Here is a 15,863-nt window from a genome sequence, read left to right as displayed (position 1 = left end):
GTTTGAGAGCCGTCTTACCCCCAATTTCAGGATATTTGGGGTAATGTTTCAATCCCGCATACCGGGATGAAGAGTTTGAGAGCCACAAATAAGGGCCGTCCTGAACAGCGACACGAGCGTTTCAATCCCGCATACCGGGATGAAGAGTTTGAGAGAGTCCGAAAAAGTACAGCATGCCACAAACAACCACAAAGTTTCAATCCCGCATACCGGGATGAAGAGTTTGAGAGGCCATCCGCGCGGCTTAGGGTTGTGGTTCGGCAGTAGTTTCAATCCCGCATACCGGGATGAAGAGTTTGAGAGAAATCGAGCGGCACTCACCAGCGCTCCCTTGAAGTAGTTTCAATCCCGCATACCGGGATGAAGAGTTTGAGAGGTGTCTCCTACCTCCTGCGTGAAAACAATTAAAGGAGTTTCAATCCCGCATACCGGGATGAAGAGTTTGAGAGTCACCAGGTCGCCCTGGGTTATCTCAGTCGCTACAGGTTTCAATCCCGCATACCGGGATGAAGAGTTTGAGAGCGGTAGAGCGGTACCCGTCAAAGGTATTTAAGATAGTTTCAATCCCGCATACCGGGATGAAGAGTTTGAGAGGCCCTCGCCTGAAAAAGCCCGCCTACCGGGATGTCTGGCGCCACTTTTCGTGAAGGTCCCCCATCAGGACACTTTCTTTAGTACATTGCCCTAACAAATCTTGGGCGATCACAGGCTCAACTATCGTTTTGTCCAGGTTCTGGCGGTTTTCGTGAACCCCCTAGGATTTTGGCCCCCACTGAGGTTCACGAATACCATTATAATCAGCACTCCCCCCGGTCGGACAAGGGGCTGTCGGTTAAATCATTGTGAAATTGCCCTCAGATAATCAGCACTTTGTCTGGGCGGGGCTTATCCGAACCGTAGGTCAGGGTCCGCCTCACAGCTCCGGCATCCAAAACGTAGATGCGCACCGAGTCCTCCTGGGGCTTGATAAGCTTCTCAATTTGTACCTGAAGCTTGGTAAACTGGGTAGCTGTTAAAAAGCACTCAAATACGCTGTATTGCGTCCATTTGCCATAGCCAGACAGCAATTTATGCAGACGATTGCGGCGTTTATTGCCCGCTTTTGTATCGGGTAGGTCGTAGATAATTAAGTAGAAGAGAGTAGTCATAGCCTAACGCAGCACCAAGGGTTGATAGGGCACGCCTTCTTGTAAATGACGGGCTAGTAACCGCGCTTGCAGCTCAATTGCGCGCCGGTAGGTACAGCGGTAGCCAAAAACTGAGTGTTGGAATTCATCCTGAATTTTTTTCTCAAAAGCCTCCAAGAAAGTTTTACGTGCTCCCTCTGTTAGTTGGTAGGCACCTAAACTATCACAAAAATCCTGTCGTTTTAGCTCACGGTTTTTAAGCACTGTCAGCACCAGATTATCAGCTACCAAGGGACGAAATTCCTCCATCAAATCCAAAACTAATGCCGGCTGTCCCCGCGTTACTGCATGCAGGTAGCCAATGTAGGGATCTAATCCTGCTAGATGTACAGCAGCAGTCACTTGCACCCGCAATAAACCATAGGCAAAGCTGAGCAGTGCATTGACCGGATCAGTGGGTGGGCGGCGATAACGTCCCCGAAAGCCCCACTCATCCCCCAAAAGCGTTGGCCAGCAGGCAAAATACTCTCGCGCAGCCGTACCCTCAATACCCCGCACCTGCTCTAAATTGGTCTGCTTCTGTAGTTCAGATTTATACCGTTTGAGAGAAATAGACCGGTAACCTCGGCGATATAAAACAGTGTATTGATTCGTAATCTTAGCAGCAACAATAGTCTTCACCAAATGTAAACACCGGTCTGCATCTTGATAACACTGGTACTGGGCTAGACGTAACTGCCCATTGCGAGAACAACTAGGCAAAGTCGAACCTAAGTACTTTCCAAAACTTGATAGGTAATGCACTGTGATACCTAGCTCCAACGCATACATGAGTGCATCACCCGTCAGGCGAGGGTTACCAAATAAGACAATTTGGTTAACAGTCTGAACCGGAATCGTTGACTTTTTCCACGAACCATCTGCCTGTTTGAGCGTAATTTCAAAGGCCTCATAGGCTTTGCTAATCACTGCTTCCCGTTGGGTAATGTATAGAACTGTCATGACTGTCGCTCCTGCTGCAAATGTCGCACTTCTCGGGGTAAACAGATGTTATAGATGCTGCAGGCTGCACATTTACCTTGATGGGATATGGGCGCAGGAACAGGTCCATTCATAGCCTGGTAGACCGATGCAATTGCTTTGGCAGTAGCCTGGCGTAAATCTGCTGTAAAATACACCTGTTGTCGCCGCCGACTGCCGTGGTAGAAGATTTCACCGTACGGAATAGTTACCCCTGTTCGTTCCTCCAGACACAAGGCAGCAGCGCATAATTGGAAATGGTCGTTTAGATAACGGCCCATTCTTCCCTTTTTGTACTCCACCGGCACAAGTTGGCCATTGTGTACTTCTACCCGGTCAATGATGCCACCGACCTTTAGCTTTTCACTCCAAACCCACTGCTGTTGGAACACGCGCTTTCCACTCTCTTGCAACGCCCCTACCACCTGCACAGACCGATGCACATGCTGGCCCATGAGGGTATATTCATTATCCTCCCACTCGCCACAAACACACTCGAGGTAAAAACGTCTCGGACAGTACTCCCAAGCATTCAGATAAGCTAAAGGCAAGAAAAAATCATCCATAGTTATTCCTCCAAAACCACTTGGCCCATTCCCATAGATGTTTTGCGACCAACACCTGAGAAAAATGCAAAGTGAGCTAACTGACTAGCAAGACGGGATTGCTCCCGATCATGAAAAACATAACGCACACGGCCAACTACTCCAATCTCCGTTGTGTTTTCCATGTAAATCTTTCGTGTTTTTAGATCGAAATGGGACACCAGAATTTGCCAATTGACTTTGGCAATTTGCAGAGATTCTGGTGCAAAAGCATTCCAGCGCCGCTGCAAGTTGCCAAACACCAACTCCGGTAAGGGAAATGGTTGGATACCCTGACCATCATGCAGCTTGAACCTGGTTGGTGAAACAAAATGGAGTTGAAGACTATCTATAGGCTGGGCCATCTTGGCTAGAAGAGTGTAATCGGCGGAACCTACCCAGGGATTGGTACCAGGTAACATGCAGACTTCTTTGAGAAAAAATGAACAGCCTGCTAAGTGCAAAGGTTTTTGCTCCCAGCGCTCCAGACCCACTAGTAATGGCTCAAGAATGCTGCCATCCAATATCCCCATACGAAAAAAACACTCATCCCCTTCGTGCACTCGACGATTTTTTTTTTGGTGAGTAAGTCTGACAGGGACAGGGGGGATTCTGAACCATCGTGGATAGCTTGGGCTAGCTCGGGATTACCAAACTGAATCCACCGTAAAACCTGGGCATAAATGGCCCGCCCGCAGTGGTTGGGTAGTTCGCCTTTCTGGCTAGCAACTAATTCAATGACTAGGGCATGTAGGGCTGTGGATTTGGGGGTAGTTAGCTCCATAGGCAACTCCTCGGGGTAGGTATGTTCTTTTTTCAATGAGCCAATAGTCCCCTTCCAGTTGAGCATGGCTGACTAAACTACTGGGGGGCATGACAATGCGGTTGTAGAGAAGGAGGCGGGTTGCCGGGGGTAAATCCAGTGGGTTGAGAGGATGGGTGCAGATGTAGCTACCGGAACCAGATTCAACCTCGGCAATGGTCTGTATCTGGACATGGACCTTAGCTGCCCACTTGCCCAGCCGTATCCAGCGGGGAATCTGAACCGTTTCTGGGGCAAGGATGTAGGTTTGATAAATACTACCTACAGCCAGCTCCTTTGCCCGCCCGTAATTGATAGGAAAATTGCCGGTGCAGTCGCCAAATTTCACCGCTTCAGCATAGTAGTGAACTTGGGCTGCCTTAAACGTATGAACCTGGTAGGACCATTGCAACGGTTTGGCTGGAAATACATAAATTCCCTCCTTATTGAGTGGTAAGAGATTTTGCTCACTGGTGGGGTCAAGGTAGCTAGGGCGCTGGGCGTCTGGACCCACCAGCCGGTACGACTGCATGACGTGGATGCCTGCAAATAGGGCATAACTCAGTGCCCAGTTGTGGAGATACTTCTCTGTTTCGTAGAGAATTCCCATCTCGCGGGTGGCAAAAAAGACATTGTCATGCAGGGTCAAGGTGCATTGGTAAATGGGCATGATCCTGCTCCCAACTAAAAGAGGGTTTCCTGCTCGCTCTCAGTAGCATCGGACTCATCCCCCTGGTCCCGGCGCTTACGCCCCTTTCTCTTGCCCTCTTCTTTAGCTCCATGCAACGCACCGTACTCCTGGGCATAGGTGGTGGTTTGCCCGTAGAGGGTTTCAAGTACAGTTCGCAGTTGGTCACTGCTTTGATAAATGTGGGTTACATCGGCAAGCAGTTGCTCTAGAGCTTCACCAAAGATGAGCTGTTGTTTGGTGACAGGTTCCTGGGTGAGCAATTCTTGCGCTACTTGACTGGCCTGCTGGCAAATATCGGCAATGGGACCGTTGATCTCACCTCGGGCTTTGAGGGCATCATACAGGGCTTGGGTGAAGTGTAAATTGCTAAAGACTTCACCATCGCATAGGGCAATGCCGACAATGTGGTTGGTCATGGTACCCGTGCGCGATTCTTGGGCGCCGTAACGTTTGGTGCGTAGCAAGTTCCCCAGTACGTAAATAAAGGCTTCCCACGTGGGGTCACGCAGGGTTTCCACTGCCGGAAAGTTAACCTCAGGCAGCACATGGTCCAGTTCGTTGATAGAACTGCGCATTTCGCCCTGCTCACTCATGGTCCCAGCTTCGGAGGGGGCATTAAAGGTAAAACTTTGGTGGGAAATTTCATAGGGGGTCAGCGAAAAGGCGGAGTCGGAATATACCTTGGAGCGCTCAGACCCTTGATTGCCAATGGCAAAGCCATAAATAATGCAATCGGGGCATTTTTTGCAGGTGTTTTCGCCGTTGTACTGGCAGTAGTTGGCGTCACCTTCGTTGCCACTGGTGAGTCCTAAAGCCCGCAATAACTCCCGCCCCATCAACCGCTCAGGGGTCACTTGCTTGCGCTTGAATATCACCAGTCGGCTCATCATCTTGGTTGATTGTAAACCAGCCTGTACGCGGGCAGTATTGAGCACCCCATCGGTTTGAAAAACGGGGAAGGAACGACTGTGACGCACTAGGAAAAAGTGAACGTATTTCCCAGAAGCCAGCCGGGGAAAAGCTTTATGCAGTTGAGACTGCAGAGCCTGCAGAGCCTCTGATTGAATGGGTAGTTTCTTGGTGGTCATGATACACCTCCTTTAGTTTAGTTGGGTTGGGCTAAACCTGCTTGGGCTTGTTCATTCTGAAGGGCCAGAAGGCAATAGGCAAATTCGGCACCGGATTTTAACCGGTTGCGATGTTTTTGCAACAGGGCGCGGTCTCCTTTGCACAGCTGGCAAAACAACTCATGGACACAAGTGGACATAAACTGATAAATGGCTTGGAGTTCAAGACGGCGCCGCTCGGCAAACGGTTTGCTTTTATCACACATGATGGGGCGTTTGGCCACTTCCTGCCGCTTGATGGCGTCCTGTAAAATGCCGGCCCCCTGCAGGATGATCTCTTCATCGTCCCAATCCTCAGGAACGGATAGGATGTGGTCGAGAGCCTTGGTTAAAGGCAATAGCAAAGTGTGGCTGGATTCCTCCAGACGGGGCCGATAAAACTGGCGGTATTCCTCCACCAATCGCTGGGTGATTTTGAGTTTGGTTTGCATAGCAACATCTCCTTGTGACCAAAGTTCTGCATAGTGCCAGTAACGCTTCACTTCCTGGGCACTGGGTTTACGGTTACCGTTGCGTAATCCTTCTTGGGCAATGGCAAAGAGAAACCAAATGTCCGTTTGGACGTCGCGAATGGTGCGCGGTAGGTCCTGCCAACGGGCATCAGGGGGCTGCCCCCGACTGCTCAAATGTAGGCTGTAGGCCACCAGTAAACGATTCAGCATCTGCCCCAGGTCTTGAACTTGCTGCTGGGTCCAGTTGCGCAGATAGATGGAAGTCGGTAACGCCAACACGTGCCAAAAATCAGGTGGACCGTCTAATTTGATGGATTCTAGAAAGTCACTGTCGCTGTCGTACAGGGGAATGGGACTGGGGGTAACCACTACTTTAATGCCTAGTAAATACGGCAACAGCAGTCCCAAAAATAGGGGTTCTACCCAGGCTTCGGCCACCGTTTTGCCGCGGGTGGTGGTGTAGGTAACGGCTAAAAAGGGCAAATCTTCTCGCGTGTAGGTCTGCCGCGAGGAAGTGCAACGGTCATCAGGGGTTAATAGCCAGTTGTAGTGGCGCAGGCTACTGACCTCCATGCCCTGCTCGAGCCAATAACGATGCAGGTCCCAAAAGTTCACCGACTTAAGTTCTTTGACGAGTAGGCGAATGGCCTGGGCTACAGCTGGCGAATACACATAGGCCGGAAACAGATACAAAAAGATGGGGTTTTGGTCTTCTTCGGGTATACGCTGGGCGGACCAAAAAGTCCGACGCAACAGCATTTCTAAGGCCCATATCCGAGAAATCCCCCGCTTAACTTGCCGCCCACCTAGGGGATTTTTGTTGCTATATTGCTGGGGCTTGAATAACACTACCGAATCCAACTGCTCTTCGGTGTCAAATTCGCCGGAGCTGAGGGAACAAAGTGGAGCCTGGGCCTCACGGGTTTTGGCTTCTGTATAACGACTGAGTTCAGTAGCCACTGCCGGTGCTGATGGCTCCCAGCCCTGTAGCTCTAAATAGTGGGCTAAATATTCACGAAAGGTGGTCTGAGTTGGACTGCTCTGCACCGGCAGTAATTGCCTTTGCGCGGCCCAGCTGGCCAGGTCGTTGGCTAGGGTTTGTAAATGTTCCATCGCCTGTCGGTCATCCCAAGTAGCATGCTGGGCAATAAAGTGGGCCGCTGCCCGATACCAGCCGTAAATCACGCCGCCGGCTTGCTCCTGCGTTTGTTCGGGCCTGAATTCGGTTGCTAGCTCCAATTTCTCCAGCATCCAACGCGTAAATTCAGGGATACAGCAGCTGAAAAACTCCCGTTGCACAAAGGTAATAAATTCAGCTAAACGATCGGCCCTTAAGTCAGCGCCTCGAGCCAAAAATTGCCGCTCCTGGGGGGTTAAATCTAACTTTTCTAAGCGCTTGGGTGTGGCGGGATTTTTGGCGTTTTTGACATAGGACTCGATGACGTGGGGAAGCTGGCGAATCAGGTCGGCAGGCGATAAAAGCTCTAGAATCTGGGGAGCCACTTTTAACCCTTTGCCGTCCCGCTTGAAGCCGATATGCCTCTGGCTGAGAACGTTGCTGATGCACTGCCAAATGATGTCCTGTAATTCCGTCAGTGGGGGTGGCAAGGCATCCGGCGGCGCTAGATAAATAACCCCCTGGGCAAAAAAGATCAGGGGTTGCCAGCCCCGTTGCTTGGCAGCGTCTAAAACGGCGTTGTGAATACCATCAGTTAAAATGCCGGTGCAGTCCCGTAATCGGTGATAGACCAGCTTTTGCTTTAGGTTTAACCAGCACAGGGTTTCTTGCAGGCTTTGGCCGGTTTGGCTGGTAACCAGGTCGCCGGGGTCCTGCAAATGCACAGCCAAATCCCCAAAGCGCAATAACCACCGCAAAGGCATATCCAGACGCGTTACATCATCAATCTGAAATGGCTCCCAGTTGACCTTGGGGAGGTTGGTGCCGACCTTGGCTTGGGTGTTTTGGGCTAAATAGCCGATTTCTGTCAGATACGTACGCCACTCAGGCCAGAAGCCGGCAAAGTTTAGTTTTTCCCCCAGGGACGCACAGAGGGCTTTGATGCCTGCAACATCGCTGGCCAGAGGGGGGTCTTGCTCATCGCCTGCACACCACTTGTTGTAGTCGTGCAGAGTTAGCCCCAAGCACAATAAACGTTTTTCCGTGTCACTGAGGGGCGTTTCTAAGTAGGGGATTAACTGCCAGGCAATGCTTAGGGCATTGAGGACGTGAACCAGTAAGCTTTGCTCAGGTCGCTGGGCATAACGTTGGGCCTTGACAGCGGCCTGTGGGTCCCCTTTGGCCTGCAGGATGTGGAAATGAACCTCCTGGGAACCTCCCAGCGCCGTAATACCACCAAATTTCTGCTCCATTGCTGGCACCACGGTTTCGATATAGGTGCGCAAAATGGGGTCCGTCTCCGGTGGAAGGGTGCGTAAAAGTAATGTCCGTAACAGGCTCATGGCTAACTCCTCTAAAAAATCAATGACGAATGGTCGTTGCGTAAAAAGGGTGTGAGCCGGGATCTCAGGGCCTCTAATAATAAGGCATCTTGGTTAAAGGCACAGGCGTAGCGGTAGCCATCCCCGTCCTGTAAATCGTATAGCCCAAATAGGGCGCTCAACCGTAAATGGCGACGCACTGTGTCGGCGGATTGCTGATCCGACAGGGGCACCAGGAAAGCTAGCAGTTTCTGGCGCGCTAACACCTGACTGATTTCCCGGACGTGGGGAGGTCCTGACACAGCTACTCCCGTCAATAGCGTCAGCTCGCCGGTGCGCAAATTGGTCGCGGGCTGATGGCACTGCAATTTCACCAGCAAACGTTGCTCCCGCCACTTCCGTACCCGCAGATAAAGGGTTATCCCCTCGGGAGGAAACGCCAGGGGACTGAAACCAGCTGATTCCACCGCCTGCAAAAAGTCTTCCCGAGTCAAAAGTTCGACGTCCACATAGGGCAATAGCCGCAGCAGGTCATAGGTGTAAAAGGAGTGCTCATCCCACACCGCTGCCTGCAGGGTAGTCCCGCCCCGAAACCGCAATAGCTCCTGCTGGATGGCTCGGCCCAGGTCCCCCTGGTCGGCTAACCGGCGCCAGCCCCCCAACCGGGGTTGCAGTTGCTGGCCATAAACCTGCTGGAGAGCTGCCACCATGCGCTCGTAGGTCTGTTGGAAAACGGCTCCATGCTCCTGCCTCATCTGCCAGAGCAACCCCTGCGCCTGTAAGGCCCCCCAGCGCCTCTGATACTCCGGAAAGGTGGGCGGCGGATCAAAGGCTTGGCGAATAATCTCCACCAGGTGCGGACGCGCCACCGGCTGCTCCGACTGCCATTGCTGCCGCAGCCGTTCCGACACCCAGGGCGTAGAACCGGCTATCAACACATAGGCGCGATAGACCCCGAAACCGGGATGACGGCCCACCCGCCCCAGGCGTTGAATCACCGTCGCACTGTTACTCCCCTCGGTGATGAGCAAATGGATGCGAAAATCCACCCCTACGTCGGCCGCCGATGTGGCCACCACCAGTACTGGTTGCTGTGCCTGGTGCAAAAGCGCCTGGGTCTGCGCCCGCTGTCGCCGGTCCATGCGCCCGCTGATTTCCCGCACCATCACCTCCGGCAAACGCTCCCTTAACTGCCTCGCTACCTGGGTGACCTGGGCAAGGGAGTTGAGAATCACCAGCCCCCGCCCCGGTGATTCCGCCTGCAGAATCTGGCGGATGACTTCGGCATGGTCCAGGAGCCAATCGCTGGCTGTTTGCTCCCGTGTCAATTGGACAAACTCCAAGGTCACAGGTTGCGCCACGAGCGCATAGCCTGGTGTATCTTGGGCAACACTCCGACAATTGATTTCCTGCACCTTAAAACCCGCCTGCTGCAGTTGGTCTTGAAACGCAGGGTTGGGTGTCGCCGAAGTAAAGACAAACCGGTAGGGCCGCTGGTCCCCTCGGACCGCCCGCAGAAAAACCATGGTATTCAACATGGCAGCCTCCTGGTGCGCCCCAAACAGGTGAAACTCATCGGCTACCCATACATGGGGAAAATCCGCCAGCGCCAGGGGCAGCAAATCACTACTGTAGTGGGGGTCTCGGTAACGGAAATGGGCGATCAGATGGAAAATATCCGGGTTGGTCAGTAGGAGGGGTTTTTGCTGGATCGCCTGGGCCAATACCTCAAACCGGCTGCTGGTGCCCTGGACCACCCGCCGACTGAGTTCCTCCCCGTATAAATGCTCCACCCGCTGGTCGAAATCCTGTCCCAACCGCTCGTGCCACCCCCGTAAACTGCGCACCTGGTCCTCAATCAGTTCAATGGTGGGATAAAGGGCCATAGTCCGCTGGTTCGGCTGGCACAACCCCAACCCCAATGCCGCCAGGGTTTTCCCGGCACCCGTAGGGGCGGTGTTGAAAATAACATTGGCTTGCCCCTGCTGTAGGGCTGCCCAAGTTTCAGCCTGGTGCTGGAACAGGGGACAACTTTGCCCTGAGGACGCCGCAAAGTTGGGAGCCTCTTCCATGACCCAACATTGGCGAGTACACCCCAACGGACACTGCCCTACACCAGGGTTTCGGGCTACATACAAGGGTTGAACCAGAAATCTCATATACTCGTCATTAGCAACACATTCATCCTAAACCACTTTTTCGCGAGTATGTTATCAAAAAATGACAACTTAGCATTCTACTTAGAGTTGTTGCGGCTTTTGACGGAGAAACCCCGGTGGCGACGGGAGTTGGTGGTGGCTTTGGAGGGTTGGCTGGAGCAGCAGAAGCAACCGGTGGGGGACCTGGAGCAAAAGGTGGTGCGAGCCATTCGCCGACTGCGGGACTGTGGGTTTGAGATTCGCAGTGGCCCCCATCGTCCCTACGAGCTAGTGGCTTCAGCGTTTCCAGTGCTGCTGTCGGTCGAGCAAAGGCGAGCATTGGCGCTAGGGACCCACCTACTGGCGGCGCTGGGGTTCAACCGGGAAGCGCATCACCTGCTGCAGGTGGGACGGCTCCAGGAAACGGACTTTCCCAGGGCCTTGAAGGCGGAGTTTCACCCCCCCGTTGATTACAGCGAACCCCACTACCAGGTGTTGCTGGCCGATTTGCAGGAGCGGATGCGGCAGCGGCGGCGTTTTGTGGTCCGCTACCGAGCGTCCTCGGGGCAGGAGAGTCAGTGGGATTGCGATTACTCGGAACTGCGCTGGCACAATGGGGTGTTGTACTTGTTTGCCTGGGTGCCGAATCCCCCCATTCCCCTAGTGCGTCGCCTGCCCTCGCCCAGTGTGGAAGAAAACTTCACCCTGCGGGTGGACCGGATCGTCGGGGTGGGTCCCGCGTCAAAGGTTCCCTGGCGCCGCCAATGTTTTCCCACTTTGACCGTGCGCTATCGGTTATACGGGGAGCTGGCAACCTACCAACCCCGGCGGCCCTACGAACAGGTAGTGGCCACTGCTGCGGATGGAACGTTCGTGGACTTGGAGGCAACGGTGGATTCCCTATTTTGGTTGCGCCAGCGATTGTTGCAATACGGTGCCCAGGCCCAGGTGCTGGAACCGGATTGGTTTGCTCAAGAATTGAGTCAGGAACTGCAGCGGGCGTATCAAAGATATGGCTTGCAGGGGTAGTTCAGCCACCCAACCGCTCATGGGGGCTAGACCCTTGCAGATGCCCAACAAGGGCCTATGACCCAATCCTGGGGGATTGGTGACTCCGGCAAGCGGTGATCAATCCCCTACGTCAACTCCTTGGGGTGGTCTCTATCTCTATACCCTATGATTGACATCATACCCATGGAGGTTTTTCTCATGTTTTATCAACGCTTTGCGCTCCAGGTGACGGCCCTGGGGGCTATGACCATGGTTGGCTTGACGGTCGCTCCCCAACAGACTTATGCCAATCCCATCGTCGTCAACTGTAGCTCAGCCGGACAGACCTGTGACCGCAGCGCCAACTATAACTTTCACTCGGATGGTTCTCACGTGGAGTACTTTATGCAACTTAGGGCACCGGCGAGCCATTGTTCTGATGTGAAGTACATTGTCACAACAAGCAGTGGACAACGTTGGGAAACCGGGTTCTTGGCACCAGGGCAGCAGGCGGCTGTCGAGCTGGGCAGGGGTTTCCCTCGGGGCCATCATGCGTTGCAGATTAGTGCCGTGGGACGTCTAGGGGGCTGTAACGTGGGTCGTCTGGGTTCCTGGGGGGTCATTGCTGGTGTCGGCTCGGTCCCGCAGTAAAATCTAGAGATTTATCCGTCTGATGTCTCCTGTTCGTAGGGGGGGACAGGGGGCATCCCTTCAGGGGGGTCCTGGGATGATGAAAGGGAGTGCCAACCGGGTTGCCACAGGGTTCGGTTGCGCAGTTGTTGAGCATTCAGCCAGAAACGCACCTGCGGGTCGCATACGGCCACCATTTCGACAAAAGTGAACCGGTCCCGGCGCTGGATATTTTTCACCTGAAAGTGTCGCCAACCCCACAGCGGTTCCTGTGCTGTCCAGGCAGACCCCACCCTGATACTGGATAAGCCCTGTCCCATCGGTTCCTAAAACGGTGCCGTCCCCACTCCCCGAAACATTAACCAGGACAGGAAAAAGTCGGCGATGAAGATGGCCAATAAGCCGGTGACCACCGAAGCCGTAGTGGACTGGCCAACGCCCTTGGCTCCACCTGTCGTTGTCAACCCCCAGCCACACCCAATCGTCGCCACCAACATACCAAAAATGGCGGCTTTGACCAGGGCTTTGACCAGGTCCTGGGCCTCCATGAACTGCTCCACTGAGTCTAGAAATTGCCGGATACTCAGGTCGTATAGACCATGAGCAATCAGTATCCCACCGGCGATACCCACCACAAAGGCCACCACAGTTAATAAAGGCAGCATCAGGATACAGGCCAGCACCCGCGGCAATACCAGATAATCCACCGGGTCGGTTTTCAACATATATAGGGCGTCAATCTGTTCGGTTACGCGCATGGTGCCCAGCTCTGCCGCAAAGGCCGACCCCACCCGCCCGGTGACAATCACAGCTGTCAGCACCGGCGCTAACTCCCGGATCAGGGCCAGGGCCAAAACGCCGCCGACCAAATCCCCAGACCCAAACCGGATAAACTCCCGCGCCACCTGAATCGTAAAGACCATGCCGACAAATAAACCGGTGAGGACCACCACCAGCAGGGACTCCGGCCCGACGACGTTCAACTGGGCCCGCAAATTCCGCCGATGGACCCGCCCCCGCAACAGATGGACAATCACCTGCCCCCACAACAGTAGGGCGCTGCCGAACCGCTGCACCCAAATCATTGCCGGATTCTCCTTCCCCTTTGATTGTAGAGGCTGAACTAGGGCTGCCGCTGGTGGGTATAAAATTGGGGTGGGGGGGGGGGTATGACCACAGGGGCTATGGACAGGAGCAAAGGGCTTAGACTAGGCTGGCTGGTGCTGCTATTGGTGAGCTGGCTGGTGGGGACATTACCGGCTTGGGGGGCCACTCCCCGCTATGTGCAGGCGGATTTGCTTAGCGAGGTGCAGGTGGTGCAGCCGGGGCAGCCGTTTTGGGTGGGGTTGCAGATGCGCATCGCGCCAGGCTGGCATGTGTATTGGCAAAATCCAGGGGATGCGGGCGACCGGGTGCGGGTGGACTGGCAACTCCCGGCAGGAGTCACCATCGGTGAATGGCTATGGCCCTACCCCCAACGCATCCCCAATGGACCCCTGGTCAGTTTTGGCTATAAAAATGAAGTCCTTCTCCTGGCCCCGGTGACGCCGCCGGCAACCCTTTCCCCTGGCCAAACCCTGGATTTGCGTGGGGAAGCGATTTGGTTGGTTTGCCAAACCGATTGCGTTCCCGAAGCGACAACCCTGTCGTTATCCCTGCCAGTGGGTTCCCAGGCGGTGGTGGACCCGGCAGTGGCGGCGCGGTTTGACCAGGTGCGTTGGAGTCATCCCCAGCCCGCCCCCTGGCCGGTGAGTTATGCACTGACGGCAGACACCTTGACCCTGCGTTGGCCGGAGGGGGACGTCCAACGGGCGGTTTTCTTTCCTTTGACCGATGGGGTGATTACCAACGCGGCCCCCCAAATCCTGCGTAGCCAAGGCTCCCGGAATGAACTGACATTGCAACGGGGTTACTTGGAGGAACTGTCAACTGTGGAGGGGGTGTTGGTGGCTACGACCTCCCTAGGTACGCGGGCATATCACATCGTGGCCACGCCAGATGGGACTGGCAGCACTCCCTGGTGGCAATGGCTGGGGCTGGCCTTTGTTGGGGGGCTGTTGCTGAATGTCATGCCCTGTGTGTTGCCCATTCTCTCCCTGAAGACCCTGCATTTAGTGGACAAGGTGCGGCAATCCCCGGCGCAGGTGCGCACCAGTGGTTTGGTGTATGGGGCGGGTGTGGTCCTGAGTTTTTGGGCCTTGGCGGGGGGATTGCTGGGGCTGCGGGCGTTGGGACAACAACTGGGCTGGGGGTTTCAGTTACAGTCGCCCGGCATGGTGCTGGGGTTGATGCTGGTGCTGTTTGCGGTGGCGCTGAATCTCTCCGGTGTGTTCACGGTGGGGACGCGCTGGGTGGGGGCAGGCCAATCCCTGACGGAGAAATCGGGATACCTAGGGGAATTTTTCAGCGGGGTGCTGGCCACGGTGGCAGCGACGCCCTGTACGGCCCCGTTTATGGCTACGGCCATTGGCGCGGCTTTGACCTTGCCTCCCCTGGCGGCCCTGGGGGTGTTTACGGGATTGGGGGTGGGATTTGCCCTGCCTTATGTCCTGCTGTGTTTTGTGCCGGCCTGGCGGCGCTGGCTACCCCGCCCCGGGAACTGGATGCACACGCTGCAGCAATTGCTGGCCTTTCCCCTGTACGCGGCGGCGGCTTGGTTACTGTGGGTGCTGACGCGGCAAACGGGAACGGATGGCCTAGCCGTCGGCTTGCTGGGACTGTTGCTAGTAGGTCTAGCGGCCTGGCTGTATGGTCAGGGGCAACGGCACACCTGGGGGCGACGCTGGGGGCTGGTGGTGACCTTGGCGTTGGTGGGTTTTTGCTTGACGTTGCCGGGCTGGTTGCCAGTCCCCGATAAAACTCCCGCCCCCTTGGTCACCGAAACGCTCTGGGAACCCTTTACGCCGGCGCGCTTGGAAGAACTCCGTCGCCAGGGACGACCGGTCTTTGTCAATGTCACGGCGGCCTGGTGCCTTAGTTGCCAGGTGAATGAACGCCTGGTGTTTGGCCGACCCGAGGTCCAACAGGCCTTTCGGCAGCGGGGGGTGCACCTGCTTAAAGCGGACTGGACGCGCCAAGACCCGGATATTACCCAGCTATTGCAAACCTTTGGGCGCAGTGGCGTTCCCCTGTACGTGCTGTATCCCGGTCAAGACCGAGCGCCAGTGGTCTGGCCCAGCCGCCTCCATCCCGACCAGGTGAAAACTTTGTTGTCGTCGCAAATGGGAGGTTAACCATGCGTTGGATGGGACCCGTTACAGCAGCGGTGGTGGTCACGGGAGCCGTTGCAGCTACGTTGACCATACCCACTGCGGCAGCGGTGCGGGTGGGTCAACCGGCTCCGGATTTCACCGCCCGGACCAGTACTGGCCAAACGGTGCGCCTGGGGGATTACCGGGGCCGAATAGTGGTGCTGGAGTGGGCTAACCACGAATGTCCCTTTGTGGTCAAGCACTACCAGTCCGGCAACATGCAAAAACTCCAGCAGGAGGCGAAAGCCAAGGGCGTGGTTTGGCTATCCATCGTGTCGTCAGCACCGGGACAACAGGGGTTTGTGACCGCGGAACAGGCCAATGCCATCCTCAAGGAGCGCAAAGCCAGCCCCACGGCAGTGCTGCTAGACCCGGAGGGCACCATCGGTCGGCTGTACGGTGCCCGCACCACTCCCCACATGTTTGTGATTGATAGGGCTGGGATTTTGCAGTACATGGGGGCGATTGACGACGCGCCGGGTTTAAATCAAGACCCCACCAAGGCCAATAACTACGTCCGGGCGGCCCTGCAACAACTGATGGCCGGCCAAAAGGTGACCACGCCCACTACCCAACCCTACGGTTGCTCGGTGAAGTATAGGCCCTAGGGGC

The 15,863-nt window shown here is 55.1% G+C and carries 14 protein-coding genes and 1 CRISPR repeat array; of the genes, 4 read left to right on the top strand and 10 right to left on the bottom strand.

All coding sequences use genetic code 11. From position 1 onward, the window contains the following. Positions 1-45 precede the first annotated feature (45 nt). Positions 46-594: a CRISPR direct-repeat array (repeat unit 37 nt; unit sequence GTTTCAATCCCGCATACCGGGATGAAGAGTTTGAGAG). Between the two features lie 260 nt (positions 595-854). The 8 genes from cas2 to cas3 form a co-directional block, all read right to left on the bottom strand. Then, positions 855-1,148 carry a CRISPR-associated endonuclease Cas2 gene (gene cas2 / locus Q6L55_10745; GenBank protein MEN9259187.1) on the bottom strand — a complete coding sequence of 98 codons (294 nt, stop codon included), beginning with the start codon at positions 1,146-1,148 and terminating at the stop codon, positions 855-857. Positions 1,149-1,151: 3 nt separating this feature from the next. Further along, positions 1,152-2,129 carry a type I-D CRISPR-associated endonuclease Cas1d gene (cas1d, locus tag Q6L55_10740; protein ID MEN9259186.1) on the bottom strand — a complete coding sequence of 326 codons (978 nt, stop codon included), beginning with the start codon at positions 2,127-2,129 and terminating at the stop codon, positions 1,152-1,154. Then, a complete protein-coding gene (gene cas4, locus Q6L55_10735; GenBank protein MEN9259185.1) occupies positions 2,126-2,713 on the bottom strand; it encodes a CRISPR-associated protein Cas4 in 588 nt (195 codons plus the stop codon). Before cas4 ends, cas1d begins: the two co-directional genes overlap by 4 nt. A 2-nt stretch (positions 2,714-2,715) precedes the next feature. After that, complete coding sequence (gene cas6, locus Q6L55_10730) at positions 2,716-3,294, bottom strand: CRISPR system precrRNA processing endoribonuclease RAMP protein Cas6 (GenBank protein MEN9259184.1); 579 nt, start codon at positions 3,292-3,294, stop codon at positions 2,716-2,718. 171 nt (positions 3,295-3,465) lie between these two features. Then, on the bottom strand, positions 3,466-4,203 hold the full coding sequence (gene cas5d / locus Q6L55_10725) for a type I-D CRISPR-associated protein Cas5/Csc1 (GenBank protein ID MEN9259183.1): 738 nt from the start codon (positions 4,201-4,203) through the stop codon (positions 3,466-3,468). 14 nt (positions 4,204-4,217) lie between these two features. Further along, the gene (cas7d, locus tag Q6L55_10720; protein MEN9259182.1) at positions 4,218-5,312 is read right to left on the bottom strand and encodes a type I-D CRISPR-associated protein Cas7/Csc2; all 1,095 of its coding nucleotides are present in this window, start codon (positions 5,310-5,312) and stop codon (positions 4,218-4,220) included. 17 nt (positions 5,313-5,329) lie between these two features. Next, positions 5,330-8,263 carry a type I-D CRISPR-associated protein Cas10d/Csc3 gene (gene cas10d / locus Q6L55_10715; protein ID MEN9259181.1) on the bottom strand — a complete coding sequence of 978 codons (2,934 nt, stop codon included), beginning with the start codon at positions 8,261-8,263 and terminating at the stop codon, positions 5,330-5,332. A gap of 11 nt (positions 8,264-8,274) precedes the next feature. Further along, positions 8,275-10,314 (bottom strand): type I-D CRISPR-associated helicase Cas3', encoded by a 2,040-nt coding sequence (gene cas3 / locus Q6L55_10710; protein MEN9259180.1) that lies wholly within the window; start codon positions 10,312-10,314, stop codon positions 8,275-8,277. A gap of 177 nt (positions 10,315-10,491) precedes the next feature. On the opposite strand from cas3, the gene Q6L55_10705 reads away from it, so the two are divergent. Further along, positions 10,492-11,409 carry a WYL domain-containing protein gene (locus Q6L55_10705; protein MEN9259179.1) on the top strand — a complete coding sequence of 306 codons (918 nt, stop codon included), beginning with the start codon at positions 10,492-10,494 and terminating at the stop codon, positions 11,407-11,409. A gap of 180 nt (positions 11,410-11,589) precedes the next feature. After that, positions 11,590-12,021, top strand: a complete 432-nt coding sequence (locus tag Q6L55_10700; protein ID MEN9259178.1) for a hypothetical protein — start codon at positions 11,590-11,592, stop codon at positions 12,019-12,021. Between the two features lie 11 nt (positions 12,022-12,032). Here Q6L55_10700 and Q6L55_10695 read toward each other — a convergent pair whose 3' ends face one another. Both Q6L55_10695 and Q6L55_10690 read right to left on the bottom strand, forming a co-directional pair. After that, positions 12,033-12,293, bottom strand: coding sequence for a TIGR02450 family Trp-rich protein (locus tag Q6L55_10695; GenBank protein ID MEN9259177.1), 261 nt, complete (start codon positions 12,291-12,293; stop codon positions 12,033-12,035). Positions 12,294-12,326: 33 nt separating this feature from the next. Then, on the bottom strand, positions 12,327-13,085 hold the full coding sequence (locus tag Q6L55_10690; GenBank protein ID MEN9259176.1) for an MlaE family lipid ABC transporter permease subunit: 759 nt from the start codon (positions 13,083-13,085) through the stop codon (positions 12,327-12,329). A 99-nt stretch (positions 13,086-13,184) separates the two neighbouring features. On the opposite strand from Q6L55_10690, the gene Q6L55_10685 reads away from it, so the two are divergent. Both Q6L55_10685 and Q6L55_10680 read left to right on the top strand, forming a co-directional pair. Further along, positions 13,185-15,233 carry a protein-disulfide reductase DsbD family protein gene (locus tag Q6L55_10685; GenBank protein ID MEN9259175.1) on the top strand — a complete coding sequence of 683 codons (2,049 nt, stop codon included), beginning with the start codon at positions 13,185-13,187 and terminating at the stop codon, positions 15,231-15,233. 2 nt (positions 15,234-15,235) lie between these two features. Then, on the top strand, positions 15,236-15,859 hold the full coding sequence (locus Q6L55_10680) for a thioredoxin family protein (protein ID MEN9259174.1): 624 nt from the start codon (positions 15,236-15,238) through the stop codon (positions 15,857-15,859). The last annotated feature ends 4 nt before the right edge of the window (positions 15,860-15,863 follow it).

Origin of the sequence: Gloeomargarita sp. SRBZ-1_bins_9, from assembly GCA_039794565.1 — a bacterium.
Classification (GTDB): Bacteria; Cyanobacteriota; Cyanobacteriia; order Gloeomargaritales; family Gloeomargaritaceae; genus Gloeomargarita.
This window is presented reverse-complemented; position numbering and strand designations above follow the sequence as displayed.

What these genes read in the sequence shown, in the direction of transcription:
- cas2 (MEN9259187.1), bottom strand. Translation starts at nt 1,148, where the DNA reads ATGACTACTCTCTTCTACTTAATTATCTACGACCTACCCGATACAAAA.
- cas1d (MEN9259186.1), bottom strand. Translation starts at nt 2,129, where the DNA reads ATGACAGTTCTATACATTACCCAACGGGAAGCAGTGATTAGCAAAGCC.
- cas4 (MEN9259185.1), bottom strand. Translation starts at nt 2,713, where the DNA reads ATGGATGATTTTTTCTTGCCTTTAGCTTATCTGAATGCTTGGGAGTAC.
- cas5d (MEN9259183.1), bottom strand. Translation starts at nt 4,203, where the DNA reads ATGCCCATTTACCAATGCACCTTGACCCTGCATGACAATGTCTTTTTT.
- cas7d (MEN9259182.1), bottom strand. Translation starts at nt 5,312, where the DNA reads ATGACCACCAAGAAACTACCCATTCAATCAGAGGCTCTGCAGGCTCTG.
- cas10d (MEN9259181.1), bottom strand. Translation starts at nt 8,263, where the DNA reads ATGAGCCTGTTACGGACATTACTTTTACGCACCCTTCCACCGGAGACG.
- cas3 (MEN9259180.1), bottom strand. Translation starts at nt 10,314, where the DNA reads ATGGAAGAGGCTCCCAACTTTGCGGCGTCCTCAGGGCAAAGTTGTCCC.
- Q6L55_10700 (MEN9259178.1), top strand. Translation starts at nt 11,590, where the DNA reads ATGTTTTATCAACGCTTTGCGCTCCAGGTGACGGCCCTGGGGGCTATG.
- Q6L55_10690 (MEN9259176.1), bottom strand. Translation starts at nt 13,085, where the DNA reads ATGATTTGGGTGCAGCGGTTCGGCAGCGCCCTACTGTTGTGGGGGCAG.
- Q6L55_10685 (MEN9259175.1), top strand. Translation starts at nt 13,185, where the DNA reads ATGGACAGGAGCAAAGGGCTTAGACTAGGCTGGCTGGTGCTGCTATTG.
- Q6L55_10680 (MEN9259174.1), top strand. Translation starts at nt 15,236, where the DNA reads ATGCGTTGGATGGGACCCGTTACAGCAGCGGTGGTGGTCACGGGAGCC.